The organism is Anoxybacillus sp. ST4, from assembly GCF_019448545.1.
Taxonomy (GTDB): Bacteria; Bacillota; Bacilli; order Bacillales; family Anoxybacillaceae; genus Anoxybacillus; species Anoxybacillus pushchinoensis.
In genome coordinates this window covers 137,123-162,854 of sequence record NZ_JAHZOE010000004.1, presented here as the reverse complement: position 1 = coordinate 162,854, position 25,732 = coordinate 137,123, and the positions used below count along the sequence as shown (strand labels likewise).

The following is a 25,732-nucleotide window of genomic DNA, read 5'->3' as shown; positions in this document are numbered from 1 at the left end:
GACGGATGGTGAAACAAACAAAGACGAATGCTGTGCGCATGCTCGATCGCGCACGTGTGCCATATGAATTGCTCACTTATGACTATGCCGATGGGCAAATTGATGGGAGATCGGTTGCGAAAAAAATTGGACAACGTGAAGAGATTGTATATAAAACGCTTGTGACAAAAGGGACGAGCGGACAACTTTACGTGTTCGTCATCCCTGTCGCAGCGGAGTTGCATGTAAAAAAAGCGGCGGCTGTTGTTGGAGAAAAAAGCGTGCATATGTTGCCTGTGGGAGACATTGAAAAAATGACAGGGTATGTGCGCGGCGGTTGTTCACCAATTGGGATGAAAAAAATGTACGACACGTATGTTGACGAATCAGCTCTTGCGCACGAGCAAATCATTGTGAGCGCAGGAAAAATTGGCACGCAAATGAAGCTTTCTGTTCAAGACTTATTAAAGTTGACAAATGGGAAAACCGCACATGTCATTAAAGCGTAGGAGGGTTGTCGCGTGCGAATGGCAAAAGAGGAAGAACAGCAATGGTTAGCACAACGTATAGAAGAAGGATTGTTAACTGACGACAATCGCTTGCTTTGGGAAATGATTTTGCCAAGTCGCTTAAAGCGGATGTACGATGTGTTAAGCGAACGGACGAGGTATATTACCATTTTGACGGAAGCGGTAGACGACCCGCACAATCAGGCAGCGGTATTGCGTTCGGCGGAAGCGTTCGGTATTCAAGACGTTCATGTCGTTACCGGAGCGGCTCCGTTTGAGCCGAACAAATGGGTGACGCGACATGCGGACAAATGGTTAACGGTGCATAAACATTCATCAATTGAGCGGGCAATTCGCCATCTCCAACAAAACGGCTATCAAGTATATGCGAGCTATTTAGGGGAAGGAACAATTCCGCTTGAACAAATTGACGTAGCGAAACCGACAGTGCTTTTGTTCGGAAATGAGCATCGTGGGGTATCAGAAGAAGCGCTTGCTTTGGCAGATGGAAAGTTCGTCATTCCGATGAATGGATTTGTGCAAAGTTTTAACATTTCTGTCGCGGCAGCGATTTCCCTTTATGAAATCACGAAGCGGGCGAAACAAGTGGCAGGGGAGCGTTATCATCTGTCGCTAGCGGAAAAGAAAGAAATATACGAACATTGGATGAAGCTTTCACTTAGCCCACGACTAAGAAAAATGGTGGAAAGGAAAATGGGAGGACGCAATGATTGAAGCAGTGATTTTTGATTTAGATGGCGTCATTGCTGATACGGTTGAGCTGTACTATATCGCGACAAAACGTGTCGCCGATGAAATCGGAGTGCCCTTTGATCGACAGCTCAATCAAAAGTTACAAGGGATGAGCAGACAGGCGATGGTTGAGACGCTTCTTGGGGAAAAGGCGCATGAATGGTCGGAGGAAGAAAAACGAGCCCTTGGTGACCGGCGCGGTCGATATTATCGCGAATTGATCGAGCAATTGTCGCCAAGTGACGTGTTGCCGGGAATGAGGGAGTTTCTTTGCGACATTCAGCGCGACGGTGTCCCGATGGCGCTCGCATCGTCAAGTTCAAACGTAAGTGTCGTTGTTGAGCGGCTCAACGTGCGCTCTTTTTTCGATGTCATTGTCGATGTAAAAACAATTACGCGCATGAAGCCAGATCCAGAAATTTTTTTAACAGCTGCGAAACAACTTCGTGTCAACCCATCCCATTGTGTCGCTATTGAAGATGGGGAAGCGGGAATGAAAGCGATCAAACAGGCGAATATGTTTTCGATCGGCATCGGAGTGCATTTAGCCTCGCTGTCTCCCGATTGGCTCGTGCAACGGACGGAGCAATTGACATGGGATGAGTTGAAAGCGAAATTTATGCAAAAAGCTGGTCAATGACGACCAGCTTATTTTGCGCCTAATATTTGTTTTGCTTTTTCAACAAGTTGTTCTGATGGCGTTGGGATACCTTCAAGCGGATACGTAAGTCCAAGTGCTTTCCATTTGTATACGCCGAGTTGATGATACGGAAGAACTTCAATTTTTTCGACGTTGTCTAACGTGCGAATGAAGTCAGCTAAGCGACGTAAATCTTCTTCATCGTCTGTGACGGTTGGAACGAGCACATGGCGAATCCAAACGGGTACGTTTCGCTTTGATAATAGGCGCGCAAACGCTAAAATATGTTCATTCGTTTTTCCTGTTAGTTTACGATGTTTTTTTTCATCGATATGTTTCAAATCAAGCAAAATTAAATCTGTATATTGAAGCAATTCATCTAATTTTTGTTGAAATGATGCTTCCGTCGTATAACATCCGCCAGACGAATCAATCGTTGTATGAATGCCAAGCTGTTTACAACGGCGAAATAACTCAATTAAAAAATCGATTTGCAAAAGCGGCTCCCCACCGCTTACTGTAATCCCACCACCGGATGCTTGCATAAACGGCAAATACGTTTCAGCGTCAGCAATAATTTCCTCGACCGACATTTGTTTTCCTTTGCCGATGTCCCACGTATCTGCGTTATGGCAATATTGGCAGCGCAATAAACAGCCTTGAGTAAAAATGACGTAACGAATGCCGGGACCATCCACCGTCCCGCACGATTCGATGGAATGAATAAATCCGTTCATGTTGTTTCCTCCTAGGTAGAAAGCTCCCACGATGTGTGGGAGCTTCATTACATTGTTTCATGGAACGTCCGATTAATGACGTCAATTTGTTGTTCACGTGTTAATTTAATAAAGTTGACCGCATAGCCTGATACGCGAATGGTGAGTTGCGGATATTTTTCAGGATGTTCCATCGCGTCAAGCAACGTGTCGCGGTTAAAGACGTTGACGTTTAAATGATGACCGCGTTTTTGCGCATAGCCATCTAAAATCGCGACAAGGTTTTGAATGCGTGTCGCTTCATCTTTCCCAAGCGCTTTTGGTACGATTGAGAACGTGTTTGAAATACCGTCTAATGCATATTCATACGGTAATTTTGCGACAGAGCTTAACGATGCAAGCGCTCCTTTTGTATCGCGACCGTGTAATGGATTCGCACCAGGGGCGAACGGTTCACCAGCGCGACGACCATCTGGTGTATTTCCTGTCTTTTTTCCATAGACGACGTTTGACGTGATTGTTAAGATCGATGTTGTATGTTTTGAATCGCGATACGTTTTATGTTTGCGCAATTTTGTCATGAAGCGCTCAACAATATCGACAGCAATCGAATCTACACGATCATCGTTGTTACCGTATTTCGGGAAGTCGCCTTCAATTTCAAAGTCGACAGCTAAGCCGTTTTCGTCGCGAATCGTTTTTACTTTCGCATATTTAATGGCACTTAATGAGTCAGCGACAACGGACAACCCAGCGATACCAGTTGCCATCGTGCGCAAAATGTGCGTATCGTGGAGCGCCATTTCAATGCGCTCATAACAATATTTATCGTGCATGTAATGGATGACATTTAATGTATTAATATACAATTCAGCAAGCCATTCCATGACGTTATCAAACTTGCGCATCACTTCATCGTAATCTAAGTATTCAGATGTGATTGGCGCAAATTCTGGACCGATTTGCACTTTTAATTTTTCATCTACGCCGCCATTAATCGCATATAATAATGCTTTCGCAAGGTTTGCGCGCGCGCCGAAAAATTGCATTTGTTTGCCGATGCGCATGGCGGATACGCAGCACGCAATGCCGTAGTCATCGCCGAACTCAGGGCGCATTAAATCGTCATTTTCATATTGGATAGAGCTTGTTTGAATCGACATTTTCGCGCAATATTTTTTGAACGCTTCTGGCAATTGTGTGGACCAAAGCACCGTTAAGTTTGGTTCCGGTGCAGGCCCTAAGTTGTCGAGCGTATGCAAGAAGCGGAACGAGTTTTTCGTCACAAGCGGACGGCCGTCAATCGCGACACCGCCGATCGACTCGGTTACCCACGTTGGGTCGCCGCTAAATAGCTCATTATATTCTGGTGTTCGCGCGAATTTGACGAGGCGTAACTTCATAACGAAATGGTCAACAAGCTCTTGTGCTTCCCGTTCTGTTAATGTCCCTTCTTGCAAGTCGCGTTCGATATAAATATCTAAAAACGTAGAAACGCGACCTAAACTCATTGCTGCACCGTTTTGTTCTTTAATCGCAGCGAGGTAAGCAAAGTATAGCCATTGAAACGCCTCATGTGCGTTGCGCGCCGGCTTTGAAATATCGTAGCCGTAGCTTGCAGCCATTTCTTTTAGTTCTTGGAGGGCGCGAATTTGCTCTGCTAGTTCTTCGCGGAGACGAATGATGTCTTCGCTCATTGTACGCGCGCCTGTGTTTCGTAAGTCTTTTTTCTTTTCTTCAATTAAACGATCAACGCCGTATAAAGCAACGCGGCGATAGTCTCCGATAATGCGGCCGCGTCCGTATGCATCAGGGAGTCCTGTAATAATTCCGGCTTTACGTGCCGCTTTCATTTCGTCCGTATACACGTCAAATACGCCTTGGTTATGCGTTTTACGATATTGAGTAAAAATTTTCTTTACGTCATCGCTCACTTCATATCCGTAAGCTTCGCACGCCTGCTCCGCCATGCGAATGCCCCCAAATGGCATGAGCGCTCGCTTAAATGGCTGATCTGTTTGAAAACCGACAACTTTTTCAAGTTCCCTGTTTAAATAGCCTGGTCCGTGCGACGTGATGGTCGATACAATTTCTGTATCCATGTCGAGAACGCCGCCTTTTTCGCGTTCAAGTTTTGAAAGTTCCATCACTTGTTCCCAAAGTGTTTTTGTCGCTTCAGTTGGACCTTGTAAAAACGATTCATCCCCTGTGTAAACGGTTACGTTATTTAAAATAAAGTCGCGAACGTCAATTTCTTTTTTCCACTTATCACCTTTAAACGTTCTCCATGCGTCCGTTAACGTTTCATTCACAGTAAGTAGCGCCATCATAATCTCCTCCCAATCATTAAGGAATAGTAACCCCCTATATAAAGAATACTACTTTATTACACGCACGGGAGAATAAAGTGTTGAAAAATTTGTGAAAGATTGAGCGAAAACATTTTTTAAAATAAAGATTTTTCCGAAAATTATTTTTATAAAATTTGTTGCATAAAAACAAAAAAGCTGATAATATGTGAAACATGAGGAGCATAACATGTTTATAAACAAGTATTTATTATTTTACAGCAAATAGTAAGGGGGAATAACAATGATAAAAAAAGGAATGATTGCAACACTTGTTTTTATACTTATGTTTGCGCTTGTCGGATGCGGTAGTTCGACAGAAAAAACAGCAACAACAGAAAAGAAAATGACTGTCGTCACAGATGCGGCGTTTGCTCCATTCGAATACATGGATAAAGGGGAAATTGTCGGCTTTGATGTCGATTTATTAAAAGCTGTCATGAAAGAAGCTGGACTAGAATATGAATTAAAAAATATCGGCTGGGATCCATTGTTTGCGGCTATTCAAGGGAAAACAGCGGATATGGCTGTTTCGGGCATTACGATCAACGACGATCGGAAAAAAACATATGACTTCTCTATTCCTTACTTTGAATCAACACATATGATTCTTGTGAAAGAAGGAAGTTCGATTAAAAGCGCGAAAGATTTACAAGGAAAAGTAGTTGGGGTCCAAAATGGTACAACTGGACAAGAAGCAGTTGAGAAAATTTTAGGAAAAGAGAGTAAAAACATTAAAAAGTTTGAGAATACGGTCGTTGCGATTATGGATTTATTAAACGGCGGTGTGGAGGCAGTTGTGACGGACAATGCGGTAGCGAACGAATACGTAAAAAATAATCCGGATGCTAAAATTGTAGCGTTTGAAGATCTAGACCATTTTGAATCCGAATTTTACGGTTTTATGTTCCCGAAAGGTAGCGAGCTCAAACAAAAAGTAGACGAAGCGTTGAAAAAAGTCATTGAAAATGGCACGTATACAGAAATTTATAAAAAATGGTTTGGCACAGAACCGAATATTGAATCATTACAACAACAGCAATAACGTTGATGTAAAAATTGCGTAACTGTCTCCAGTTACGCAATTTTTTCAAAGGGAAAGGTGAGACATATGGATTTTCGTTTTGATATTGTAGTTGAATATGCGCCGTTCTTTCTTAAAGGGGTATTATGGACGATCGGCCTATCATTAGTCGGTATCGTCTTTGGGACGATGCTCGGGTTAGTAATTGGGCTTGGAAAAATGGTTCAAAACCGCTTCATTCGTCTTCCATTTGATTGGTACGTTCATTTTTTCCGTGGAACACCGCTATTTGTACAAATTTTACTTATTCATTTCGGTGTCATGCCGATGTTTACAGCGCAGCCGAATCCGCTCGTATCAGGAGCGATTTCTTTATCGTTAAACGCAGCTGCGTATATCGCAGAAATTTTCCGGGCCGGCATTCAATCGATCGATCGTGGTCAAATGGAAGCAGCTCGCTCGCTCGGTATGACACATGTACAAGCGATGCGTTACATCATTTTACCGCAAGCGATTAAACGAATGATCCCACCGCTTGGCAATGAATTTATCGTCCTTATTAAAGACTCGTCACTTGCGGCTATCATTGCAGCACCTGAACTCATGTATTGGGGACGGGCGATGCAAGGTCAATATTATCGCGTTTGGGAGCCTTACTTAACTGTTGCCCTTATTTATTTAATTCTCACTCTTTCGCTAAGCAAGCTGTTACACCGGTTAGAAAGAAGGTATGATGCATGATTCAAGTGACCAACTTAAAAAAATCGTACGGATCGCTACACGTGTTAAAAGGAATTGACGTGCATATTCGTGAAAAAGAAGTTGTCGTTGTCATTGGTCCTTCCGGTTCAGGAAAATCGACATTTTTACGTTGTTTAAACATGCTTGAAGATTTCGATGAAGGCGATATTATCGTCGATGGATTCCATTTAAAAGATCCGAAAACGGATTTAAATAAAGTGCGCGAAGAAGTAGGAATGGTATTTCAACGATTCAATTTATTTCCGCATATGACGGTGCTTGATAACATCACACTTGCTCCGATGAAAGTGCGCAAATGGCCAAAGGAAAAAGCGACAGAAAAAGCGCTACAATTGCTTGCGAAAGTCGGTTTGCAAGATAAGGCGAACGTATATCCGGACTCTTTATCGGGCGGACAGGCGCAGCGGGTCGCGATCGCTCGTGCGCTTGCGATGGAACCGAAAGTGATGTTGTTTGATGAACCGACATCTGCCCTTGATCCAGAAATGGTCGGTGAGGTGCTTGCGGTTATGAAGCAGTTGGCGAAAGAAGGAATGACGATGGTCGTCGTGACGCATGAAATGGGATTTGCGCGTGAAGTCGGGGATCGTGTTCTCTTTATGGACGGTGGAGTGATCGTAGAGGAAGGAACGCCACAACAAATTTTTGATGCACCACAACATGAGCGAACGAAGTCGTTTTTATCCAAAGTGTTATAGGAAAAAGGTGTCCCGTTTGTCAGGACACCTTTTGTTTTTTTATGCTAATAGTTGTTTTTCCAAAGCTACTTCAACCGGAACGTAGTCGTAACCGAGGTCGCGTGCGACTGCTTCGTATGTGATTTCTCCGTTTGCGACGTTTACACCAAGGCGTAATGCAGGGTTGTCTGCAACCGCTTTGTGTACGCCTTTATTTGCAATTTGTAACGCGTACGGCATTGTGACGTTTGTGAGCGCAAGTGTTGATGTACGTGGCACAGCTCCAGGCATATTCGCTACTGCGTAGTGAACGACGCCGTGTTTCACATATGTTGGGTTGTCGTGCGTTGTTACGTGGTCGCTCGTTTCAACAATACCGCCTTGGTCAATTGCTACGTCAACGATGACAGAGCCTGGTTGCATCGCTTTTACCATTTCTTCTGTCACTAGTTTTGGCGCTTTCGCCCCAGGAATTAATACGGCACCGATCACAAGGTCGGACTCGGCGACAGCTTGCGCGATGTTCATTGGGTTAGACATAAGCGTATTAATTTGGCTTCCGAAAATATCATCAAGTTCACGTAAACGTTCGGCGCTTAAGTCGATAATTGTTACGTTTGCGCCTAAGCCGATCGCAACTTTCGCAGCGTTTGTTCCAACGACGCCACCGCCGATAATCGTTACTTTTCCGCGGCTAACGCCTGGAACACCGGAAAGAAGAATACCTTTTCCACCTTTTGTTTTTTCAAGGAATTGGGCACCGATTTGCGCTGCCATACGTCCCGCCACTTCGCTCATCGGAGTTAAGAGCGGTAGCGTGCGACCAACCTGTACCGTTTCATAAGCGATCGCGATGACGCCTTTTTCTTTAAGTGCGCGCGCTAACTCTGGTTCAGCAGCAAGGTGTAAGTATGTGAATAATACTAATCCCGGACGGAAGTATTCGTACTCGCTCGGTAGCGGCTCTTTTACTTTCATCACCATATCTGCTTGCGCCCATACATCTGCGGCACGTTCAACGATTTGTGCACCTGCCTGAACGTAAGCTTCATCTGTGAAACCGCTTCCAACCCCTGCGTTTTTCTCAATTAATACGGTATGTCCATTGCTGACGAACGACATAACGCCAGCAGGTGTAATGGCTACGCGATTTTCGTTATTTTTAATTTCCTTTGGAACACCAATAATCATGTGCTGTTTCCCCTTTCATGTTTTCTTTCATTATTATCTACAGTATAAATGTTTTTTATCATTTGTTGTTTGTTTAGAAAAGAGAAAGAAAAAACAAGCTTTTGTGGATTTCCACAAAAGCTATGTTGCCCGATATTTGTCTAATTTCATATCAACGTATAGTTTTACTTTTTCACTCATATTGCTTAAGTCGATATGTCCGATTTCGCTAATTCGCTTTAGCCGATAAGCAAGCGTATTTGGATGAATATTGAGCGCTTTTGCCGTTTCGTTCACATTGCTGTCGTAATCGAGATACGTTTCGATCGTTTCGACTAAGTTTGTATGATGTTGAGCATCGTATTGTTTCAGCTTGTCGAGCGCAGCATTGTGGAAATCCCCATGTCGCTTTTTCTCAAAAAGTAAATCGAAAAACTGATACATGCCGAGATGTTGGTAACTTTGAACATCAGCAAGTTGATGAGGAAATGCGCGCTTCATTTTTAATACGGTTTGTGCTTCTTCGTAGCTTTTAGCGATGTTCGTATAACATTCATATACGTTTCCGAAAGCCCCCATTACAATGTCGACGCGAAAACGTTCTTTCATTTGCGTCATAAACGAACGGAAAAACCGTTCAATATGCGCTTCACCGTAGACGTTCGAACTTGGGGCGACAAGCACGATGAGCCGTTGATGATCGATCGTATAGAGCGGCACGGCAAGCTGTTGTGTCGTCTTTAATAAGTAATCAATTTGCCTTTCCACTTGCGTTTGAATATGTTGTTGAAATTGAAAAATGCCAACAGCAAAAAACGGATATACGTGTACGTTTAATTCGTTGCATTGTTCAACAATATCGTGCGGAGACGAAAAGTGTCCGGTTAATAGCTTCCAAAAAAATTCTTGAATGCGCTCTTCTTTTTTATGCTTCCGAATTTGCACTTGCAACAATAAATTTTTTGCCGCTTTTGCAGCCTGTTTTAATACATCGAATTGTTGTTCCGTCCAAGGTTCATCCATTTCAATTGCCCAAATAAATCCGAGCACCTCTTTATTTTTCCAAATTGAAATGGCGATGCGATTGCCAAGTCCTACTTCTGAAATTTGTGCCACACGGACAGGCTGTTCGCTTTGCAAAAGCTTTGGAATCACTCCTTCACGCCATAAACTGTTAATGACTCGCTCCGGTACGCGTCGGTGAATGATGGTCGCTGTGCGGGCGGGATCAGTGTAATGTTCATGTCCGCTATAAGCCATTAGGCGATGGTTTGCATCTTCAATTGTAATCGGACATTGTAACAGTTCGCTCACACGATCGGCAAACTCCTCTAAGCTGTCAAAATGAGTGGCAAAAGGGTTCACAAACATCCACTCCGTTTCGTATGTTGTCTTATGATTATTGTAGCATATTGACAAATGAAAGAGCTTACTTTAACTTATAAGAAGAAGCTAAATACGTAGGATTGTGACTGCATAAGCAGGCAAGACCTAAAACGGATGGGAGAGTCGTGTCTTCCTTGCGTTTTAGGTCTTTTGTTTTTATCCAAATAATTCTTTATAAGGGGGGATATTTCAAATGTTTAAATGGCTTCGTAAACGTGAAGAAACGATTGTCGCCCCGTTAACAGGAAATGTGCGACCGCTCGATGATGTTCCAGACCCTGTATTTGCCCAAAAGATGATGGGAGAGGGTTTGGCGATCGAGGCAATAGACGGTGTTGTTGTTTCACCAGTCAATGGAGAGGTCGTACAAGTATTCCCGACGAAACATGCAGTAGGTTTGCGTTCAGAGGGAGGATTAGAAATTCTTATACATGTTGGAATCGATACTGTTCATATGCAAGGGGAAGGGTTTGAAGCGTATGTGAAAGCGGGAGAGCGTGTGAAGGCTGGTGACTTGCTTTTGTCGTTTGATGTATCGCTTGTGCAACAAAAGGCGAAAAGCGATCTTACTCCTGTAGTCATAACGAACGGGGATGCGGTGAAAGAGTATGGTTGGGAACATGTGGAACAAGTGGAAAGAGGGAAGACCGTTTTAATGAAAGTACATTTGAAGTAATATAAGTGATATAACGAAATAGATCGTTAAGGGGACGAAGATGACGTTGCGAATTCATAAAATTTTAAATAATAACGCCGTCGTTGTATTGGATGAGGGTCAAGAAAAAATTGTAATGGGACCGGGTATCGCGTTTCAAAAAAAGAAAAACGACATCGTACCTCGTGCGAAAATCGAGAAAATTTTTGTGATGGAAGAAGAAAACGAAAAATTCCAAGAGTTGTTGCGTACTCTTCCTGAAGAACATATCGATATTGCCGAAGAAATTATTAGCTATGCAGAAGGACAGTTGCAAGCACCGTTGAATAACCACATTCACATTGCATTAACGGATCATTTGTCGTTTGCGATTGAACGCATTCAGCAAGGGTATCAAATTCAAAATAAATTGTTAAATGAAATTAAAGTGCTGTATAAGAAAGAGTACCAAATTGGTCTTTGGGCAAAGCAGCTTATTCGCGACCGTCTCGGTATTGACATTCCGGATGATGAAGTTGCCCATATTGCGCTTCACATTCATACCGCGAAAATGGACGCAGCCAGTATGAATAAAACGTTACAGCAAACGACTTTAATTCGCGAAATGATTGATTTCATGAAGCAAACGTTACGCATTCATATTGATGAAGAAAGCATATCTTATCAGCGGCTTGTTACCCATTTACGCTTTGCGCTTAATCGAATAGAAAATGGTGAGCTGTTTCATACTATGGATCCAGATATGTTAGCGCTTATTCAAAAAAAGTACGAAAAAGAATTTGCATGTGCGATGGCGATGGCTGAATATGCGAAAAAAGAATACGGCATCGAATTTCCTGTGACGGAACTCGCTTATATTACGTTGCATATCCAACGTCTAACTACAAAATAATATATTTGTTGTATATTGACTTAAATTGAATAATAAGTTAAAATGAAAGCGGATAAAAATTGAATGATGTAGGATTGTGACTGCTTTGCAGGCAAGACCTAAAATGTACGACGAAGCTTAACGGCATTCGTATGTACGTTTTAGGTCTTTTTGTTTTCCATATAATAACAGGAGGGGTGAATATGAATTACGAACAAATTAGTGAGCAACTCGTTTCGTTGCTTGGTGGGAAGGAAAACGTCATTAGCGCTGTTCATTGTGCAACTCGTCTTCGTCTTGTTTTAAAAGACGAAACAAAAGTGAACCACGAAGCTATCGAACAATTAGATGGGGTGAAAGGTGCTTTTTCTAGCTCCGGTCAGTATCAAATTATTTTTGGTACAGGCGTCGTTAATAAGGTGCATGAACAATTTGTTAAACAAGTGGGCTTACAACATGCAAATGCAGATGCACATCAAGAGGCGTTAAAGCAAAAAATGAATCCGCTTGCTCGGCTCGCGAAAACATTGTCTAATATTTTTGTTCCGATTATCCCTGCCATTGTAGCTAGCGGTTTATTGATGGGATTACTTGGTATGATGAAAGCGTTCAATTGGGTAGCACCTGATAGCGCCTGGATTGTATTGTTGGACATGTTTTCAAGCGCTGCTTTCATCATTTTGCCAATTTTAATTGGCTATAGTGCTGCCAAAGAATTTGGTGGAAATCCGTTTTTAGGAGCAGTTATTGGTGGAATTATGACCCATCCGGCTTTATTAAATCCATGGGGATTAGGAAGTGCTGAACCAGAGTATTTGCATTTCCTCGGCTTTGATATCGCCATGATCGGGTATCAAGGAACTGTTATTCCGATTTTACTTGCAACATATGTCATGAGCAAAATTGAAAGAAGTTTACGAAAAGTTGTTCCGCATGCAGTAGATTTACTTGTCACGCCATTTGTGACTGTCATTTTAACAGGCTTTACTGCTATTTTAGTAATCGGCCCACTTGGAAACATCGTAGGGAAAGGTATTACGACAACGTTAAATTTTGTATATGATACAGGTGGGGCGTTGGCAGGTCTTATTTTCGGTGGTTTGTATTCGATGATCGTCATCACAGGAGTGCATCATAGCTTCCATGCTATCGAAGCTGGTTTGCTTGCCGATATTGGTAAAAACTATTTATTGCCAATTTGGTCAATGGCAAACGTTGCCCAAGGTGGAGCAGGTTTGGCCGTATTTTTAAAGTCGAAGCGTACAAAAACGAAAGAAATTGCTTTGCCGGCAGCCTTTTCTGCATTTTTAGGTATTACTGAACCCGTTATTTTTGGAGTGAACTTAAAATATCGAAAACCGTTTATTGCAGCAGCAATTGGTGGAGCGGCTGGTGGAGCGTATGTTGTATTTACAAACGTTGTCGCAAATGCATATGGATTAACGGGCATCCCAATGATTGCGATCGTCGCACCAATGGGGATGACGAACTTAATAAATTATTTAATCGGTTTTGCGATTGCCGTCGGTACAGCGTTTGTGGCAACATGGATATTAGGATTTAAAGAAGAATAAGAGGCGAGCGAATACTCGCCTTTTTTTGTAGGAGGGAATAACGATGAAGAAAGGAATTATTAGTCTTGGTGAAGCGTTAATTGATTTTATTCCGCTCGATGCAACAAATCGGGCTTACCAAAAAAGTCCTGGTGGGGCGCCAGCGAATGTCGCGGTCGGTGTCGCACGGCTTGGCATACCATCGACATTTGTTGGAAAAGTCGGACGTGACGTACTCGGTGTCTTTTTGAAAGAAACGCTCGATGAATACGGTGTCAACACAACTTCGCTTCAATTTAGTGACGATGTTCGTACCGGTGTTGTTTTTGTGACATTAGCCGAAAACGGAGAACGAAGCTTTGATTTTTACATTAATCCGAGTGCCGATCGCTTTTTAAGCGAAAAGGAAGTGGATGAGTCGTTATTTCGGACGCATCGCATTCTCCATTTTGGTTCTATTTCACTTATTAGCGAACCAGCACGAAGCGCGACAAAGCGGGCTGTTATGTTAGCTAAAGAAAATGGAATGATCGTCTCGTATGACCCGAATTTACGTCTCGGTCTGTGGGAAAGCGAACAACAAGCTCGCCAAATGATTATATCTATGTTAACTGAAGCGGACGTATTGAAAATTTCCGAAGAGGAATTGACATTTATTACAGGGGAAGAAGATATTCAAAAAGGTGTAGATGCCCTTGCTTCCTACAACATTCCACTCATTGTCGTCACGCTAGGAGAAAACGGAAGTTATGCGTTCACGAGGGAAGGATCGGTATTTACCCCAGCGCTTAAAGTAGAGGCGGTGGATACGACAGGGGCAGGAGATGCGTTTGTTTCCGGTATGCTTTATTGCTTGCATGAGCGAGAAGGGACGATCGACGACTTGTCGCTTGCGGAAGTTGAACAAATGGCGCGTTTTGCGAGTGTTTCAGGGGCGCTAGCTGCATCAACAAAAGGGGCGATGACAGCTTTACCGACGCGTGATGAAGTCGAACGAATTTTACGAGAAGGTTGGTCGAGATGAAATCGCTCATACAATTAGCTGAGGAAGAAATAAAAAAGTATGCATCGATTGTTGAAAGTGACCCGAATCGCTTGCGTTATCATTTAATGCCTCCTGTCGGACTAATGAACGATCCAAATGGACTCATTTACTGGCGCGGCGAATACCACGTATTTTATCAATGGATGCCGTTTCAAACGACACATGGGGCGAAATTTTGGGGGCATTATACGTCACGCGACCTTATTCATTGGCAAACACAAGTGCCAGCGCTAGCTCCAGACGAATGGTTTGACCGAAACGGTTGCTATTCAGGGAGTGCTGTAGACAATGACGGTGTGTTGACGCTTTTTTATACAGGAAATGTAAAAGATGATCAAGGAGTGCGACATACGTATCAATGCATGGCGATATCAAATGACGGCCTTCACTTTGAAAAAAAGGGGGTTGTTATTCACCTCCCGGACGGTTATACTGCTCATTTTCGAGATCCAAAAGTTTGGAAGCACGAAAATACATGGTACATGGTTATCGGTGCTCAAAGCGCTCAACTAGACGGAAAGGCAGTATTATTCCGTTCCCACGATCTTGTGCATTGGGAACATGTAGGGGCTATTGCAGGCGGTGAGAACGGAAATTTCGGTTACATGTGGGAGTGTCCAGATGTATTCCGTTTGGGTGGAAAAGATGTTCTCATCGTCTGCCCACAAGGATTACAACCAGAAGGTATGCATTACCAAAACGTATATCAAGCAGGATATTTCGTCGGACAGATGAACTACGAGACGGGGCAATATGCACATGGCACATTCACTGAATTAGATCGAGGATTTGAATTTTATGCTCCGCAAACGATGGTCGATGAATACGGTCGCCGTATTATGATCGCCTGGATGGGCGTTCCCGACCAAGATGAAGATAAACATCCAACGATCGCTTACCGATGGGTACATGCATTAACGTTGCCTCGTGAACTCGTTTTAGTTGGCGATAAATTATATCAACGACCGATTGAGCAATTGCAGTTGCTCCGAAGCGACGAAGTTCACTATCCAAATGTATCGTTGCACAAAGAAACGATGCAATTTGATGGAGTGAAAGGAAAAACGGTTGAGCTGTTACTTAAGCATATTGAAGGTCAAGGTGTTTTATCCATTGACATACAAAACGATGTTTCGTTTTCATATGATTTTGAGAAAAGGGTGGCCACGCTACAACGTGAAAGCTTTGCACGGCAAGGTGAAAAAGAAAAAAGACAGTGCGTTTTATCGAATTTGCGAACACTCCATATATTCATCGATACATCGTCCATCGAAATTTTCTTAAATGAAGGTGAAGAAGTGTTTACAGCACGGTTTTTCCCACATGAGAAAAACGAACATATTGTATTTAAAACAAATGGACGAGCCGCGTTTCACTTATACAAGTGGAAATTATGTTAAAACTTTTGCTTGTCAAATGTTCAACTATTTTCGTATGATGAAAGAAAAGGGAGTATTCCTTCAAATATGGAAGGTTGCTCCTTTTTCATTCAATGACAAAAGGTGATGAAGCGATGGAGCAAGATAAGTTAAAAAAAGTAGTGGAAGCTGCGAAGTTGTATTATTTGCTAGATTACAACCAAAATGATATTGCCAAAAAGCTCGGCGTGTCGCGACCGACCGTGTCCCGTTTATTGCAGCAAGCGAAAGAGGAAGGGATTGTGGAAATTAAAATTAACGATCCAGCGGAAGATATTCAACAATTAGCGAAGCAGCTTGAACAAAAGTTCAATCTCAAGAAAGCAATTGTTGTGTCCGTTCCTGAACATCAAGATGGCATTATTAAAAAATATGTTGGAAAAGAGGCAGCTGAATATTTACGTTCAATCGTAAAAGACGGTGATGTCATTGGCGTGACATGGGGGACGACGCTGTATCATGTTGCGTTACAGCTTAAACATAAGCATGTGAAAGACGTCAAAGTCGTTCAATTAAAAGGTGGCGTCAGCTTGTCGGAAACGAATACGTTCGCTTCTGATATTTTACATTTGTTTGGAAGCGCATTCAACGCAACGGTACATCACTTGCCTCTCCCGGCCATCGTCGATCATGTCGTTGTTAAGCAAGCGATGGAAGCCGACCGCCACATTCGTAAAATTCTCGATCTCGGTCGACAAGCAAACATTGCAATATTTACGATCGGGCCCATTAAATCGGAGTCGCTACTGTTCCAGCTCGGCTATTTTACAGATGCCGACTTGCAAACGATTTATTCAAAAGCGGCTGGTGACATTTGTTCACGTTTTTTTGACCAAAATGGAGAGTTATGTAGCGAAGAGCTAAATGCGCGCACGCTTGGCATCGAATTAGAAGAGTTAAGAAAAAAAGAATATTCGATTGTCATCGCTGGTGGGATTCATAAAGTGGCAGGCATATATGGCGCGTTAAAAGGAAAGTATGCCAACGTATTAGTGACAGACCAATTTACTGCGGAATGTTTGTTAGAAAAAGAATAAAAAACGACAAATGGGGGGAAAAGAAGAAAGCCCCCCTTTATTTATGCAAAGAAGGAAGAAAGATTTAAGGAAACCATGAATTTTCTTTGACATTTGTTCATGTTAACGTTTACATATGTTCGTTTTCCTGTTATATTGATTACGTAACTAAAAAACTTATTAGGAGTGTGCAACATGAATATCGTTTGGGGACTTATTGGTATCTTTGTTGTTCTTGGAATTGCTTTTCTTTCTTCAAATAACCGCAAAGCGATTAATCCGCGAACGATTTTAGGTGGTCTTGCGATTCAAGTCGCTTTTGCGTTTATCGTTTTAAAATGGGAAGCAGGAAAAGCTGCGTTGCAATGGTTAACGAATGGTGTGACGAACATTATTAACTATGCGAGCGAAGGGATTAACTTCTTGTTTGGTGGCATGTTTGCAGCAAAAGGAATCGGATTCGTCTTTGCGTTCCAAGTGTTGCCTGTTGTCATTTTCTTCTCGGCGTTAATTTCCGTTCTTTATTATCTCGGTGTCATGCAGTGGGTTATTAAAATGATCGGGGGGCCACTTGCGAAATTGCTCGGAACGAGTAAAGCAGAGTCAATGTCAGCGGCAGCGAACATTTTCGTTGGGCAAACAGAAGCTCCGCTTGTTATTCGCCCATATTTATCAAAAATGACTCAATCTGAGTTGTTTGCAGTTATGACGGGGGGATTAGCGTCTGTTGCTGGTTCTGTTCTTGTCGGTTACTCGCTTTTAGGTGTTCCGCTTGAATATTTGCTTGCGGCAAGCTTCATGGCTGCCCCAGCCGGATTAGTTATGGCGAAAATGATCGTGCCTGAAACAGAGCCAATTAAAGAAGATGAACAGTTTGAAATGGAAAAAGATGAACAATCGACAAACGTCATCGATGCAGCTGCGCGCGGTGCGAGCGACGGTTTAAAGTTGGCATTAAATATCGGTGCGATGTTGTTAGCGTTTATCGCCCTTATCGCTTTAATTAACGGATTGCTCAGCGGAATCGGTAACTTGTTTCATTACGATGGGTTGACGCTTGAGAAAATTTTAGGTTTCTTATTTGCGCCTATTGCGTTTGCGATTGGTGTGCCATGGTCTGAAGCGGTGACAGCTGGTGGGTTTATCGGCCAAAAATTAATTTTAAACGAATTTGTCGCTTATTCATCTTTTGCACCACAAATTCCAGATTTATCAGCGAAAACAGTAGCGATTGTTAGCTTTGCGCTATGTGGATTTGCTAATATTTCTTCGATGGGAATTTTACTCGGTGGTTTAGGAAGCTTAGCGCCAAACCGTCGCAGCGACATTGCGCGCATGGGATTAAAAGCTGTGCTTGCTGGTATGCTTGCTTCATTGTTAAGCGCATCGATTGCCGGTATGTTTATTTAAAAGCGGAGCGCCTCGTGTGCTTCGAACATTTTCAATATTCAAGGAGGAATGAATGATGAACATTGCTAGCATGATTGATCATACGTTATTAAAGCCAGAAACGACGAAAGCGCAAATTGAAAAGTTAGTAGAAGAAGCGAAAAAGTACGAATTTGCATCAGTATGCGTTAACCCAACGTGGGTAAAGCTTGCTGCTGAACGTTTGCAAGGAACGAATGTGAAAGTATGTACAGTGATCGGCTTCCCGTTAGGAGCGACAACGCCAGAAGTGAAAGCTTTTGAAACAAAACAAGCGATTGAAAATGGTGCGCAAGAAGTCGATATGGTCATCAACATTGGTGCGTTAAAAGACGGGAATGATGAATTAGTAGAGCGCGACATTCGCGCCGTTGTCGATGCAGCGAAAGGAAAAGCGTTAACAAAAGTTATCATTGAAACAGCGTTGTTAACAGATGAGGAAAAAGTGCGCGCATGCGAAATTGCTGTTCGTGCTGGTGCGGATTTCGTTAAAACATCAACGGGATTTGCCAGCGGCGGTGCAACAGTAGAGGACGTCGCATTAATGCGCAAAACAGTTGGTCCAAACGTCGGCGTGAAAGCATCTGGCGGTGTGCGTAGCGCAGCTGATGCTAAAGCGATGATTGATGCAGGAGCAAATCGGATCGGTACAAGTTCTGGACCTGCTATTATGGAAGGAACAACTTCAAACGAAGCATACTAATGGAGGCATTCACATATGAAAGAAGTATTACTAAGCTTACTTGCCGGGCTTGTCGTTGGAATTTTGTTTAAGTTTTTACGTTTGCCGTTGCCAGCCCCGCCTGTGTTGGCAGGAATGATGGGTGTATTTGGCGTATATTTAGGTGGCGTCGTTGCTGACTGGTTAATGAAGACGTTTTTTAACTAAACAGCCCAAGAAGGGATGATCAACAATGAATAAACAACTATTAATTGAAGCGGCAAAACAAGCGAGAGAGCGGGCGTACGTTCCGTATTCAAAGTTTAAAGTTGGGGCAGCGCTATTAACGAAAGATGGGAAAGTGTATGGAGGTTGCAACATCGAAAACGCATCATACGGTTTATGTAACTGTGCTGAACGTACAGCTTTATTTAAAGCGTACTCAGAAGGAGACCATGAGTATGCGATGTTAGCTGTTGTTGCGGATACGGAACGTCCTGTTCCGCCATGTGGCGCATGCCGTCAAGTCATTGTTGAATTGTGTGACCCGAATATGCCTGTCATTTTAGCCAATATGAAAGGCGATGTACAGGAAACGACGGTGAAAGAACTTCTCCCTGGAGCTTTTTCAAAAGAAGATTTGCGATAAGCGTCGGCTTTTCCGACGCTTTTTGCATTGATACATAACAAAAAAGGAAATATAATCGTGTAGAGGATAATTTGACAGCTGACAACGGAGGGATGACATGAGTCAAGACGTATCAAGAAACAAGTTGCTTTGGATCGCGGGGCTTGGATGGTTGTTCGATGCGATGGATGTCGGGATGCTTTCATTCATTCTTGCGGCTTTGCAAAAGGAATGGGGATTAACAGCTGAGCAAATGGGTTGGATCGGGAGCATGAACTCGATCGGTATGGCCGTCGGTGCTCTTGTGTTCGGATTGTTAGCTGATCGTATCGGTCGAAAGCAAGTATTTATTATTACGCTTTTATTATTTTCAATCGGAAGCGGCTTATCTGCTTTTGCGACAACGTTAACGGTATTTTTAATTTTACGCTTTTTTATCGGTATGGGACTTGGCGGTGAACTTCCGGTTGCTTCAACGCTCGTATCGGAAAGCGTACCTGCTCATGAGCGCGGGAAAGTTGTCGTTTTATTAGAAAGCTTTTGGGCAGGTGGCTGGCTATTAGCTGCGCTTATTTCTTTTTTCGTTATTCCTGCATATGGATGGCAAATGGCGCTCATTTTAGGGGCTTTACCTGCGTTATACGCCATTTATTTGCGTATTAACTTGCCCGATTCACAAAAGTTTATTGCGGTGAAAACGACAGAGCGTCGTTCTGTTTGGCGCAATATCGCAGACGTATGGGCAAAACCTTACGCCAAGCAAACGACGATGCTTTGGATTTTATGGTTTGCGGTCGTCTTTTCGTACTACGGCATGTTTTTATGGCTGCCGAGCGTGATGGTGATGAAAGGATTTAGTTTAATTAAAAGCTTTGAATATGTGCTAATTATGACGTTGGCACAGTTGCCGGGCTATTTTAGCGTGGCTTGGTTGATTGAACGCATCGGAAGAAAAGCGGTGCTCATTATTTATTTAGTTGGGACAGCGTTAAGCGCTTATTTCTTCGGAAATGCCGAGTCGGCTGCGATGTTAATGACGTTTGGAGCGCTGTTATCATTCTTTAATCTCGGCGCATGGGGAGCGCTTTATGCCTACACGCCAGAACAATACCCAACGGTTATTCGCGCGACAGGGGCAGGCATGGCAGCTTCATTCGGACGCATTGGGGGCATTTTAGGACCGCTTCTTGTCGGTTATTTAGTTGCACAAAACGTGTCGATGACGATGATTTTTGCGATTTTTTGCGTCGCCATTTTTATCGGTGCACTCGCCGTTCTTTTTCTCGGGAAAGAAACGAAACAACAAGAACTCGCATAATTGTACAAAAAGAAGCTATAATGGTATCATTGTAGCTTCTTTAATTTTTGAAAGGAGACATGTCATTTGGGTGTTTCTGTAGTCATTGCAACATATAACCGGCTACTTCCATTAGCGGAATTGTTAGAGTCATTAAGTAAACAAACATACAAGCCAACGCAAGTGATTATTGTTAACGATGGAGGTTCATCTGTACAAGCTGCAGTTGATGCATATCCTGAGCTCCCGATCGAACTCATTGAATTGCAAGAAAACGTCGGGCATGTTGAAGCGCGGAATATCGGTGTGCGCACAGCAACAGAAGATTTTATCATGCTTTGTGATGACGACGACTTATTATTGCCATGTCATACGGAACGAATGATTGCAAATATGAACGACGCGGACTTTGTATATAGCGATGTAGAAATTTTTCATTACCGCATTGAAAACGGGATGCGCTTACCGACTGATCGCTTTTTATTTGCATATGAATGCGATTTACAGGCGATGCGGTCGTTTTCAACATACGTCCCTTCAGGAAGCATGTATCGCCGCGCCATTCATGATACGATCGGCTATTTCGATCCGTACGTCCATAATTATTGGGATTGGGATTTCTTTTTGCGCGTTGCGAACGAATATCGCGTGAAACGCGTGCCGATCGCGAGCGTCCTGTATGCTTTCTCAAATGAGGGCGATCATTTATCGAAACAAATGAATGAAACGAGACAAATGTATTTAAACCGATTAAGTGAAAAACATGAACTTGGCAACCTACCAACAAAAAACTTTTGGCTCCTTTTATGTGAATCGGAAGTGCAAAAAAGAAGAGCGACAAGTGAAATCGTATGGAACGGTGAGCCGTTTCGCTCGCGCTTAGCACATATTGTCATGTGTTAGGAGGATGACAAATGTATTGGTGGAGCGTCCAGCAATTATTTATTTTGCTTTTGTTTTCCCCACTGCTTGCTCGTCACGTCTTTGACGGATATGGGATACGTTTTTTGCTGTTTGTTTGCTTAACGTTTTCCATTGCTTTATTCGCTGAGCATCAAGTAAAGAAAAATAAAAAAGCGAAGTCGTTTTTTATGTCGGCGGTATTATGTAACATACTTATTTTGCTTGGCTTCGCTTTTTTTGCATGACAGAGTCTTTCAGAAGGCTCTGTTTTTGTTTTATAAAAAAGGGATAAAAAGAAAAATGTCGAAAAACTAATTAAATCGACAAGTTTCTACTTGACAAATAAAAATTACTATATGATAATTTATATCGAATTATAATTGTTATAATTTAATTTGTCAGTCATATTTTCTATATGGCTGGATCATACTACTAACATGCAAAAAAATGATGCAGGAGGATGATGAAACATGCCATTAGTAGGAAAACAAGTACAACCATTTAAAGCGATGGCGTACCATAACGGTGAATTTATCGAGGTAACAGAAGAAAACTTAAAAGGAAAATGGAGCGTCGTTTGCTTCTATCCAGCAGACTTTACGTTCGTTTGCCCAACAGAATTAGAAGATTTACAAAACGAATATCCGAAATTAAAAGAGCTTGGTGTTGAAGTATACTCTGTTTCAACAGATACACACTTCACGCATAAAGCATGGCACGATCATTCGCCAGCTATCAGCAAAATTGAATACGTAATGATCGGCGACCCTTCACAAAAATTATCACGCATGTTCGAAGTGCTTGATGAAGAAACAGGTCTTGCGCAACGCGGTACGTTCATTATCGACCCAGATGGCGTTATCCAAGCAGTTGAAATTAACGCTGACGGCATCGGTCGCGACGCAAGCACAATTGTAAACAAAATTAAAGCTGCACAATACGTGCGCAACAACCCTGGCGAAGTATGCCCAGCAAAATGGCAAGAAGGTGGGCAAACATTGAAGCCAAGCCTTGACCTTGTAGGTAAAATTTAAGGAGGCTTACGTCAATGATATTGGATGCTGAAATTAAAGCACAGCTCGCCCAATATCTACAATTGATGGAAAATGACATTGTGTTAAAAGTGAGCGCGGGAGACGATTCAGTTTCCCGCGATATGCTTGCTTTAGTCGATGAGCTTGCAACAATGTCATCGAAAATCAAAGTAGAAAAAACAACGTTAGAGAGAACGCCAAGCTTTAGCGTCAATCGCGTTGGCGAAGAAACGGGCGTTGTGTTCGCAGGAGTACCTTTAGGACATGAATTTACTTCCCTCGTGCTTGCGTTGCTTCAAGTGAGTGGACGTCCGCCAAAGGTCGATCAAGCGGTCATTGATCAAATTAAAAGTTTACAAGGAACGTACCGTTTTGAAACATACGTCAGCTTAACGTGCCATAACTGTCCGGACGTCGTTCAAGCATTAAACGTCATGAGCGTACTAAATCCGAACGTTTCACATACGATGATTGATGGAGCAGCATTTAAAGAAGAAGTCGAACAAAAAGACGTGATGGCGGTACCAACTGTCTTTTTAAATGGCGAACCATTTGCGAGCGGCCGCATGTCGCTTGAAGAAATTCTTGCGAAGTTAGGAAGCACGTCAGATGCTTCAACGTTCGCAAACAAAGAACCGTTCGACGTGCTTGTCATCGGTGGGGGACCTGCTGGTGCGACAGCAGCCATTTATGCTGCGCGTAAAGGCATTCGCACGGGAATTGTCGCTGAACGTTTTGGCGGTCAAATTTTAGATACGCTAGGCATTGAAAACTTTATTAGCGTCAAATATACAGAAGGTCCAAAACTCGCAGCAAGCCTTGAAGAACATGTGAAACATTACAATGTTGACATTATGAACTTGCAGCGTGCGAAACGGTTGGAAAAGAAAGACCTCATTGAAGTTGAACTTGAAAACGGCGCCGTTTTAAAAAGTAAAGCGGTCATTATCGCGACAGGTGCGCGCTGGCGCAATCTCGGCGTCCCTGGCGAAGCGGAGTTCAAAAATAAAGGGGTTGCTTACTGCCCGCATTGCGACGGTCCGTTGTTTGAAGGAAAGCATGTCGCGGTCATTGGCGGTGGTAACTCTGGGGTCGAAGCGGCAATTGATCTGGCGGGAATTGCTAAGCATGTGACCGTTCTTGAGTTTGCGCTAGAATTAAAGGCGGATGCTGTGTTGCAAGATCGTTTGTACAGCTTACCGAACGTAACAGTCATTAAAAATGCGCAAACGAAAGAAATTACAGGTACAGACAAAGTAAACGGTCTCACGTATATTGATCGCGCAACAGGCGAAGAGCACCATATTGAACTTCAAGGTGTATTTGTTCAAATTGGACTCGTACCGAATACAGAGTGGTTAGAAGGAACGGTCGAGCGCAATCGCTTCGGTGAAATTATCGTCGACAAACGCGGTGCAACAAACGTTCCTGGTGTCTTCGCTGCTGGCGATTGTACAGATAGCGCATATAAACAGATTATCATTTCCATGGGCTCAGGCGCAACAGCTTCTTTAGGTGCGTTTGACTACTTAATTCGGAATTAACCGGTTTCCCTCCCCTTGACGCTCGTATTGTCGTTTGATACAATATTAGCCAAACGAAATACAGGTGCAACGATGAAAGATGGATAGTAGCTAAGATCGTTCTTTTGTAGCGAGCTAGGGGTGGTGGAAGCCTAGCAAAGACGCTTAGCGAAACGGCAGTCTGGAGTTGCTTCACGCAAAAAGTGGATGCGTTACGCATCAACTAGGGTGGAACCGCGGGAGTTACGCTCTCGTCCCTAGGCGAAAGGCCTAAGGATGAGAGCGTTTTTTGTTTACACTTCATAAAAGGAGGATGAAATATGTCGGTAACGATGGATCAAATTGTGGCACACGCGAAACATCGCGGTTTTGTTTTTCCTGGCTCAGAAATTTACGGCGGGTTAGCGAATACGTGGGATTACGGTCCGCTAGGGACAGAATTAAAAAACAATATTAAGCGCGCATGGTGGAAAAAGTTTGTCCAACAATCGCCGTACAATGTCGGATTAGATGCAGCGATTTTAATGAACCCGCGCACGTGGGAAGCGTCAGGTCATTTAGGGAACTTCAACGATCCGATGATTGACTGTAAACAATGTAAAGCGCGTCACCGGGCAGACAAACTTATTGAAAGCGCCCTTGAAGCGAAAGGCATTGAAATGGTTGTCGATGGGCTCCCATTTGAAAAAATGGAGCAGCTCATTCAAGAGCACGACATCGCTTGTCCGGATTGCGGCAGTCGCGACTTTACGAACATTCGCCAATTTAACTTAATGTTTAAAACGTTCCAAGGTGTGACGGAATCGAGCGCGAACGAAATTTATCTTCGTCCTGAAACGGCACAAGGCATTTTTGTAAACTTTAAAAACGTGCAGCGGACGATGCGCAAAAAATTGCCGTTTGGTATTGCGCAAATCGGAAAAAGTTTTCGGAACGAAATTACACCTGGAAACTTCACATTCCGCACGCGCGAATTTGAGCAAATGGAGCTTGAATTTTTCTGCAAGCCGGGCGAGGAATTGCAATGGTTTGATTATTGGAAACAATATTGCGAACAATGGCTTTTATCGCTTGGCATGAAGCGTGAAAACATTCGTTTGCGCGATCATTCTGAAGATGAACTATCTCACTACAGCAACGCGACAACAGATATTGAATATAAGTTCCCGTTCGGTTGGGGCGAGCTATGGGGTATTGCATCGCGCACCGATTACGATTTGCGCCGTCATATGGAATATTCAGGAGAAGATTTCCATTATCTCGATCAAGAGACGAATGAGCGTTTCATTCCGTACTGCATTGAACCTTCACTCGGTGCAGACCGCGTGACGCTTGCCTTTATGATTGATGCATATGAAGAAGAACAACTTGCAGACGGCACGACGCGCACCGTTATGCATCTTCACCCAGCATTAGCGCCGTACAAGGCAGCCGTATTGCCGTTGTCGAAAAAGTTATCAGAAGGTGCACGTGCTATTTTTGAACAGCTTTCCCAGCACTTTATGGTCGATTACGATGAGTCTGGTTCGATCGGAAAACGATATCGCCGTCAAGATGAAATCGGAACACCGTTCTGTATTACGTATGATTTTGACTCAGAACAAGATCAAATGGTAACTGTGCGCGATCGCGACACGATGGAACAAACACGCATTCCAATCGCACAATTAAAAGACTTTTTAGAAGAAAAAATTCAATTTTAACGAAAAACAGGCTATCCTATCGTTAGGGTAGCC

At 43.1% G+C, this 25,732-nt stretch carries 26 protein-coding genes and 1 other annotated feature; of the genes, 22 read left to right on the top strand and 4 right to left on the bottom strand.

The window, feature by feature from the left end; genetic code table 11:
* Window positions 1-5 precede the first annotated feature (5 nt).
* Genes ybaK through pgmB form a run of 3 tightly spaced genes read left to right on the top strand, consistent with a single transcriptional unit; the run spans window position 6 to window position 1,881 of the window.
* A complete protein-coding gene (gene ybaK, locus K1I44_RS05200; protein WP_255573220.1) occupies window positions 6-488 on the top strand; it encodes a Cys-tRNA(Pro) deacylase in 483 nt (160 codons plus the stop codon).
* An 18-nt stretch (window positions 489-506) separates the two neighbouring features.
* Window positions 507-1,223 carry a TrmH family RNA methyltransferase gene (locus K1I44_RS05195; RefSeq protein WP_219985489.1) on the top strand — a complete coding sequence of 239 codons (717 nt, stop codon included), beginning with the start codon at window positions 507-509 and terminating at the stop codon, window positions 1,221-1,223.
* Window positions 1,216-1,881 carry a beta-phosphoglucomutase gene (pgmB, locus tag K1I44_RS05190; protein ID WP_219985467.1) on the top strand — a complete coding sequence of 222 codons (666 nt, stop codon included), beginning with the start codon at window positions 1,216-1,218 and terminating at the stop codon, window positions 1,879-1,881. The genes K1I44_RS05195 and pgmB overlap by 8 nt, the downstream gene beginning before the upstream one ends.
* A gap of 8 nt (window positions 1,882-1,889) precedes the next feature.
* Here the strand turns inward: pgmB and pflA are convergent, their stop codons facing one another.
* Both pflA and pflB read right to left on the bottom strand, forming a co-directional pair.
* Complete coding sequence (gene pflA, locus K1I44_RS05185) at window positions 1,890-2,618, bottom strand: pyruvate formate-lyase-activating protein (RefSeq protein ID WP_219985466.1); 729 nt, start codon at window positions 2,616-2,618, stop codon at window positions 1,890-1,892.
* 47 nt (window positions 2,619-2,665) lie between these two features.
* Entirely contained in the window at window positions 2,666-4,924 is a 2,259-nt protein-coding gene (gene pflB, locus K1I44_RS05180) for a formate C-acetyltransferase (protein WP_219985488.1), read from the bottom strand.
* Window positions 4,925-5,189: 265 nt separating this feature from the next.
* Here pflB and K1I44_RS05175 point away from each other — a divergent pair, with 265 nt between their 5' ends.
* From K1I44_RS05175 to K1I44_RS05165, 3 genes are all read left to right on the top strand, one after another.
* Window positions 5,190-5,990, top strand: a complete 801-nt coding sequence (locus K1I44_RS05175; protein WP_219985465.1) for a basic amino acid ABC transporter substrate-binding protein — start codon at window positions 5,190-5,192, stop codon at window positions 5,988-5,990.
* Between the two features lie 66 nt (window positions 5,991-6,056).
* Window positions 6,057-6,710: an amino acid ABC transporter permease gene (locus tag K1I44_RS05170; protein WP_003397130.1), complete on the top strand. Its 654-nt coding sequence runs from the start codon at window positions 6,057-6,059 to the stop codon at window positions 6,708-6,710.
* Window positions 6,707-7,429, top strand: a complete 723-nt coding sequence (locus tag K1I44_RS05165) for an amino acid ABC transporter ATP-binding protein (RefSeq protein ID WP_003397127.1) — start codon at window positions 6,707-6,709, stop codon at window positions 7,427-7,429. Before K1I44_RS05170 ends, K1I44_RS05165 begins: the two co-directional genes overlap by 4 nt.
* Before the next feature lie 39 nt (window positions 7,430-7,468).
* On the opposite strand, the gene ald is transcribed toward K1I44_RS05165, so the two are convergent.
* Window positions 7,469-8,599: an alanine dehydrogenase gene (gene ald, locus K1I44_RS05160; RefSeq protein WP_219985464.1), complete on the bottom strand. Its 1,131-nt coding sequence runs from the start codon at window positions 8,597-8,599 to the stop codon at window positions 7,469-7,471.
* A 120-nt stretch (window positions 8,600-8,719) separates the two neighbouring features.
* A complete protein-coding gene (locus K1I44_RS05155) occupies window positions 8,720-9,949 on the bottom strand; it encodes a PucR family transcriptional regulator (protein ID WP_035044966.1) in 1,230 nt (409 codons plus the stop codon).
* A gap of 208 nt (window positions 9,950-10,157) precedes the next feature.
* Between K1I44_RS05155 and K1I44_RS05150 the strand changes: the two genes are divergently transcribed.
* From K1I44_RS05150 to K1I44_RS05075, 16 genes are all read left to right on the top strand, one after another.
* Window positions 10,158-10,640: a PTS sugar transporter subunit IIA gene (locus tag K1I44_RS05150; protein ID WP_003397122.1), complete on the top strand. Its 483-nt coding sequence runs from the start codon at window positions 10,158-10,160 to the stop codon at window positions 10,638-10,640.
* Window positions 10,641-10,680: 40 nt separating this feature from the next.
* Entirely contained in the window at window positions 10,681-11,511 is an 831-nt protein-coding gene (locus tag K1I44_RS05145; protein ID WP_003397119.1) for a PRD domain-containing protein, read from the top strand.
* A 182-nt stretch (window positions 11,512-11,693) separates the two neighbouring features.
* Window positions 11,694-13,064 (top strand): sucrose-specific PTS transporter subunit IIBC, encoded by a 1,371-nt coding sequence (locus K1I44_RS05140; RefSeq protein WP_219985463.1) that lies wholly within the window; start codon window positions 11,694-11,696, stop codon window positions 13,062-13,064.
* A gap of 43 nt (window positions 13,065-13,107) precedes the next feature.
* The gene (locus K1I44_RS05135) at window positions 13,108-14,067 is read left to right on the top strand and encodes an aminoimidazole riboside kinase (RefSeq protein WP_219985462.1); all 960 of its coding nucleotides are present in this window, start codon (window positions 13,108-13,110) and stop codon (window positions 14,065-14,067) included.
* A complete protein-coding gene (locus K1I44_RS05130; RefSeq protein WP_219985461.1) occupies window positions 14,064-15,488 on the top strand; it encodes a glycoside hydrolase family 32 protein in 1,425 nt (474 codons plus the stop codon). The genes K1I44_RS05135 and K1I44_RS05130 overlap by 4 nt, the downstream gene beginning before the upstream one ends.
* Before the next feature lie 113 nt (window positions 15,489-15,601).
* Entirely contained in the window at window positions 15,602-16,543 is a 942-nt protein-coding gene (locus K1I44_RS05125) for a DNA-binding transcriptional repressor DeoR (protein WP_035044964.1), read from the top strand.
* Window positions 16,544-16,717: 174 nt separating this feature from the next.
* Window positions 16,718-17,932: a NupC/NupG family nucleoside CNT transporter gene (locus K1I44_RS05120; protein WP_003397114.1), complete on the top strand. Its 1,215-nt coding sequence runs from the start codon at window positions 16,718-16,720 to the stop codon at window positions 17,930-17,932.
* Window positions 17,933-17,984: 52 nt separating this feature from the next.
* Window positions 17,985-18,653, top strand: a complete 669-nt coding sequence (gene deoC, locus K1I44_RS05115) for a deoxyribose-phosphate aldolase (protein WP_370627960.1) — start codon at window positions 17,985-17,987, stop codon at window positions 18,651-18,653.
* A gap of 15 nt (window positions 18,654-18,668) precedes the next feature.
* Window positions 18,669-18,839 (top strand): XapX domain-containing protein, encoded by a 171-nt coding sequence (locus tag K1I44_RS05110; RefSeq protein ID WP_003397112.1) that lies wholly within the window; start codon window positions 18,669-18,671, stop codon window positions 18,837-18,839.
* Between the two features lie 25 nt (window positions 18,840-18,864).
* The gene (locus K1I44_RS05105; protein WP_219985460.1) at window positions 18,865-19,260 is read left to right on the top strand and encodes a cytidine deaminase; all 396 of its coding nucleotides are present in this window, start codon (window positions 18,865-18,867) and stop codon (window positions 19,258-19,260) included.
* 97 nt (window positions 19,261-19,357) lie between these two features.
* A complete protein-coding gene (locus K1I44_RS05100; protein ID WP_003397108.1) occupies window positions 19,358-20,557 on the top strand; it encodes an MFS transporter in 1,200 nt (399 codons plus the stop codon).
* Between the two features lie 66 nt (window positions 20,558-20,623).
* Complete coding sequence (locus tag K1I44_RS05095; RefSeq protein WP_219985459.1) at window positions 20,624-21,439, top strand: glycosyltransferase family 2 protein; 816 nt, start codon at window positions 20,624-20,626, stop codon at window positions 21,437-21,439.
* An 11-nt stretch (window positions 21,440-21,450) separates the two neighbouring features.
* The gene (locus tag K1I44_RS05090) at window positions 21,451-21,684 is read left to right on the top strand and encodes a hypothetical protein (RefSeq protein ID WP_055440824.1); all 234 of its coding nucleotides are present in this window, start codon (window positions 21,451-21,453) and stop codon (window positions 21,682-21,684) included.
* 225 nt (window positions 21,685-21,909) lie between these two features.
* Window positions 21,910-22,473: an alkyl hydroperoxide reductase subunit C gene (ahpC, locus tag K1I44_RS05085; RefSeq protein ID WP_003397103.1), complete on the top strand. Its 564-nt coding sequence runs from the start codon at window positions 21,910-21,912 to the stop codon at window positions 22,471-22,473.
* A gap of 14 nt (window positions 22,474-22,487) precedes the next feature.
* The gene (ahpF, locus tag K1I44_RS05080) at window positions 22,488-24,017 is read left to right on the top strand and encodes an alkyl hydroperoxide reductase subunit F (protein WP_219985458.1); all 1,530 of its coding nucleotides are present in this window, start codon (window positions 22,488-22,490) and stop codon (window positions 24,015-24,017) included.
* Between the two features lie 63 nt (window positions 24,018-24,080).
* Window positions 24,081-24,258: a binding site (T-box leader), on the top strand.
* Between the two features lie 58 nt (window positions 24,259-24,316).
* Window positions 24,317-25,699: a glycine--tRNA ligase gene (locus tag K1I44_RS05075; protein WP_003397101.1), complete on the top strand. Its 1,383-nt coding sequence runs from the start codon at window positions 24,317-24,319 to the stop codon at window positions 25,697-25,699.
* Window positions 25,700-25,732 lie beyond the last annotated feature (33 nt).

Excerpts from the sequence above, each read along its gene's own strand:
- K1I44_RS05125 (WP_035044964.1), top strand. The coding sequence starts at position 15,602 with ATGGAGCAAGATAAGTTAAAAAAAGTAGTGGAAGCTGCGAAGTTGTAT.
- K1I44_RS05100 (WP_003397108.1), top strand. The coding sequence starts at position 19,358 with ATGAGTCAAGACGTATCAAGAAACAAGTTGCTTTGGATCGCGGGGCTT.
- K1I44_RS05140 (WP_219985463.1), top strand. The coding sequence starts at position 11,694 with ATGAATTACGAACAAATTAGTGAGCAACTCGTTTCGTTGCTTGGTGGG.
- ybaK (WP_255573220.1), top strand. The coding sequence starts at position 6 with ATGGTGAAACAAACAAAGACGAATGCTGTGCGCATGCTCGATCGCGCA.
- K1I44_RS05105 (WP_219985460.1), top strand. The coding sequence starts at position 18,865 with ATGAATAAACAACTATTAATTGAAGCGGCAAAACAAGCGAGAGAGCGG.
- K1I44_RS05145 (WP_003397119.1), top strand. The coding sequence starts at position 10,681 with ATGACGTTGCGAATTCATAAAATTTTAAATAATAACGCCGTCGTTGTA.
- K1I44_RS05130 (WP_219985461.1), top strand. The coding sequence starts at position 14,064 with ATGAAATCGCTCATACAATTAGCTGAGGAAGAAATAAAAAAGTATGCA.
- ahpF (WP_219985458.1), top strand. The coding sequence starts at position 22,488 with ATGATATTGGATGCTGAAATTAAAGCACAGCTCGCCCAATATCTACAA.
- K1I44_RS05075 (WP_003397101.1), top strand. The coding sequence starts at position 24,317 with ATGTCGGTAACGATGGATCAAATTGTGGCACACGCGAAACATCGCGGT.
- K1I44_RS05090 (WP_055440824.1), top strand. The coding sequence starts at position 21,451 with ATGTATTGGTGGAGCGTCCAGCAATTATTTATTTTGCTTTTGTTTTCC.
- K1I44_RS05165 (WP_003397127.1), top strand. The coding sequence starts at position 6,707 with ATGATTCAAGTGACCAACTTAAAAAAATCGTACGGATCGCTACACGTG.
- ahpC (WP_003397103.1), top strand. The coding sequence starts at position 21,910 with ATGCCATTAGTAGGAAAACAAGTACAACCATTTAAAGCGATGGCGTAC.
- K1I44_RS05195 (WP_219985489.1), top strand. The coding sequence starts at position 507 with ATGGCAAAAGAGGAAGAACAGCAATGGTTAGCACAACGTATAGAAGAA.
- K1I44_RS05155 (WP_035044966.1), bottom strand. The coding sequence starts at position 9,949 with ATGTTTGTGAACCCTTTTGCCACTCATTTTGACAGCTTAGAGGAGTTT.
- K1I44_RS05135 (WP_219985462.1), top strand. The coding sequence starts at position 13,108 with ATGAAGAAAGGAATTATTAGTCTTGGTGAAGCGTTAATTGATTTTATT.
- pflB (WP_219985488.1), bottom strand. The coding sequence starts at position 4,924 with ATGGCGCTACTTACTGTGAATGAAACGTTAACGGACGCATGGAGAACG.
- pflA (WP_219985466.1), bottom strand. The coding sequence starts at position 2,618 with ATGAACGGATTTATTCATTCCATCGAATCGTGCGGGACGGTGGATGGT.
- K1I44_RS05175 (WP_219985465.1), top strand. The coding sequence starts at position 5,190 with ATGATAAAAAAAGGAATGATTGCAACACTTGTTTTTATACTTATGTTT.
- K1I44_RS05150 (WP_003397122.1), top strand. The coding sequence starts at position 10,158 with ATGTTTAAATGGCTTCGTAAACGTGAAGAAACGATTGTCGCCCCGTTA.
- ald (WP_219985464.1), bottom strand. The coding sequence starts at position 8,599 with ATGATTATTGGTGTTCCAAAGGAAATTAAAAATAACGAAAATCGCGTA.
- K1I44_RS05120 (WP_003397114.1), top strand. The coding sequence starts at position 16,718 with ATGAATATCGTTTGGGGACTTATTGGTATCTTTGTTGTTCTTGGAATT.
- pgmB (WP_219985467.1), top strand. The coding sequence starts at position 1,216 with ATGATTGAAGCAGTGATTTTTGATTTAGATGGCGTCATTGCTGATACG.
- K1I44_RS05110 (WP_003397112.1), top strand. The coding sequence starts at position 18,669 with ATGAAAGAAGTATTACTAAGCTTACTTGCCGGGCTTGTCGTTGGAATT.
- K1I44_RS05170 (WP_003397130.1), top strand. The coding sequence starts at position 6,057 with ATGGATTTTCGTTTTGATATTGTAGTTGAATATGCGCCGTTCTTTCTT.
- deoC (WP_370627960.1), top strand. The coding sequence starts at position 17,985 with ATGATGAACATTGCTAGCATGATTGATCATACGTTATTAAAGCCAGAA.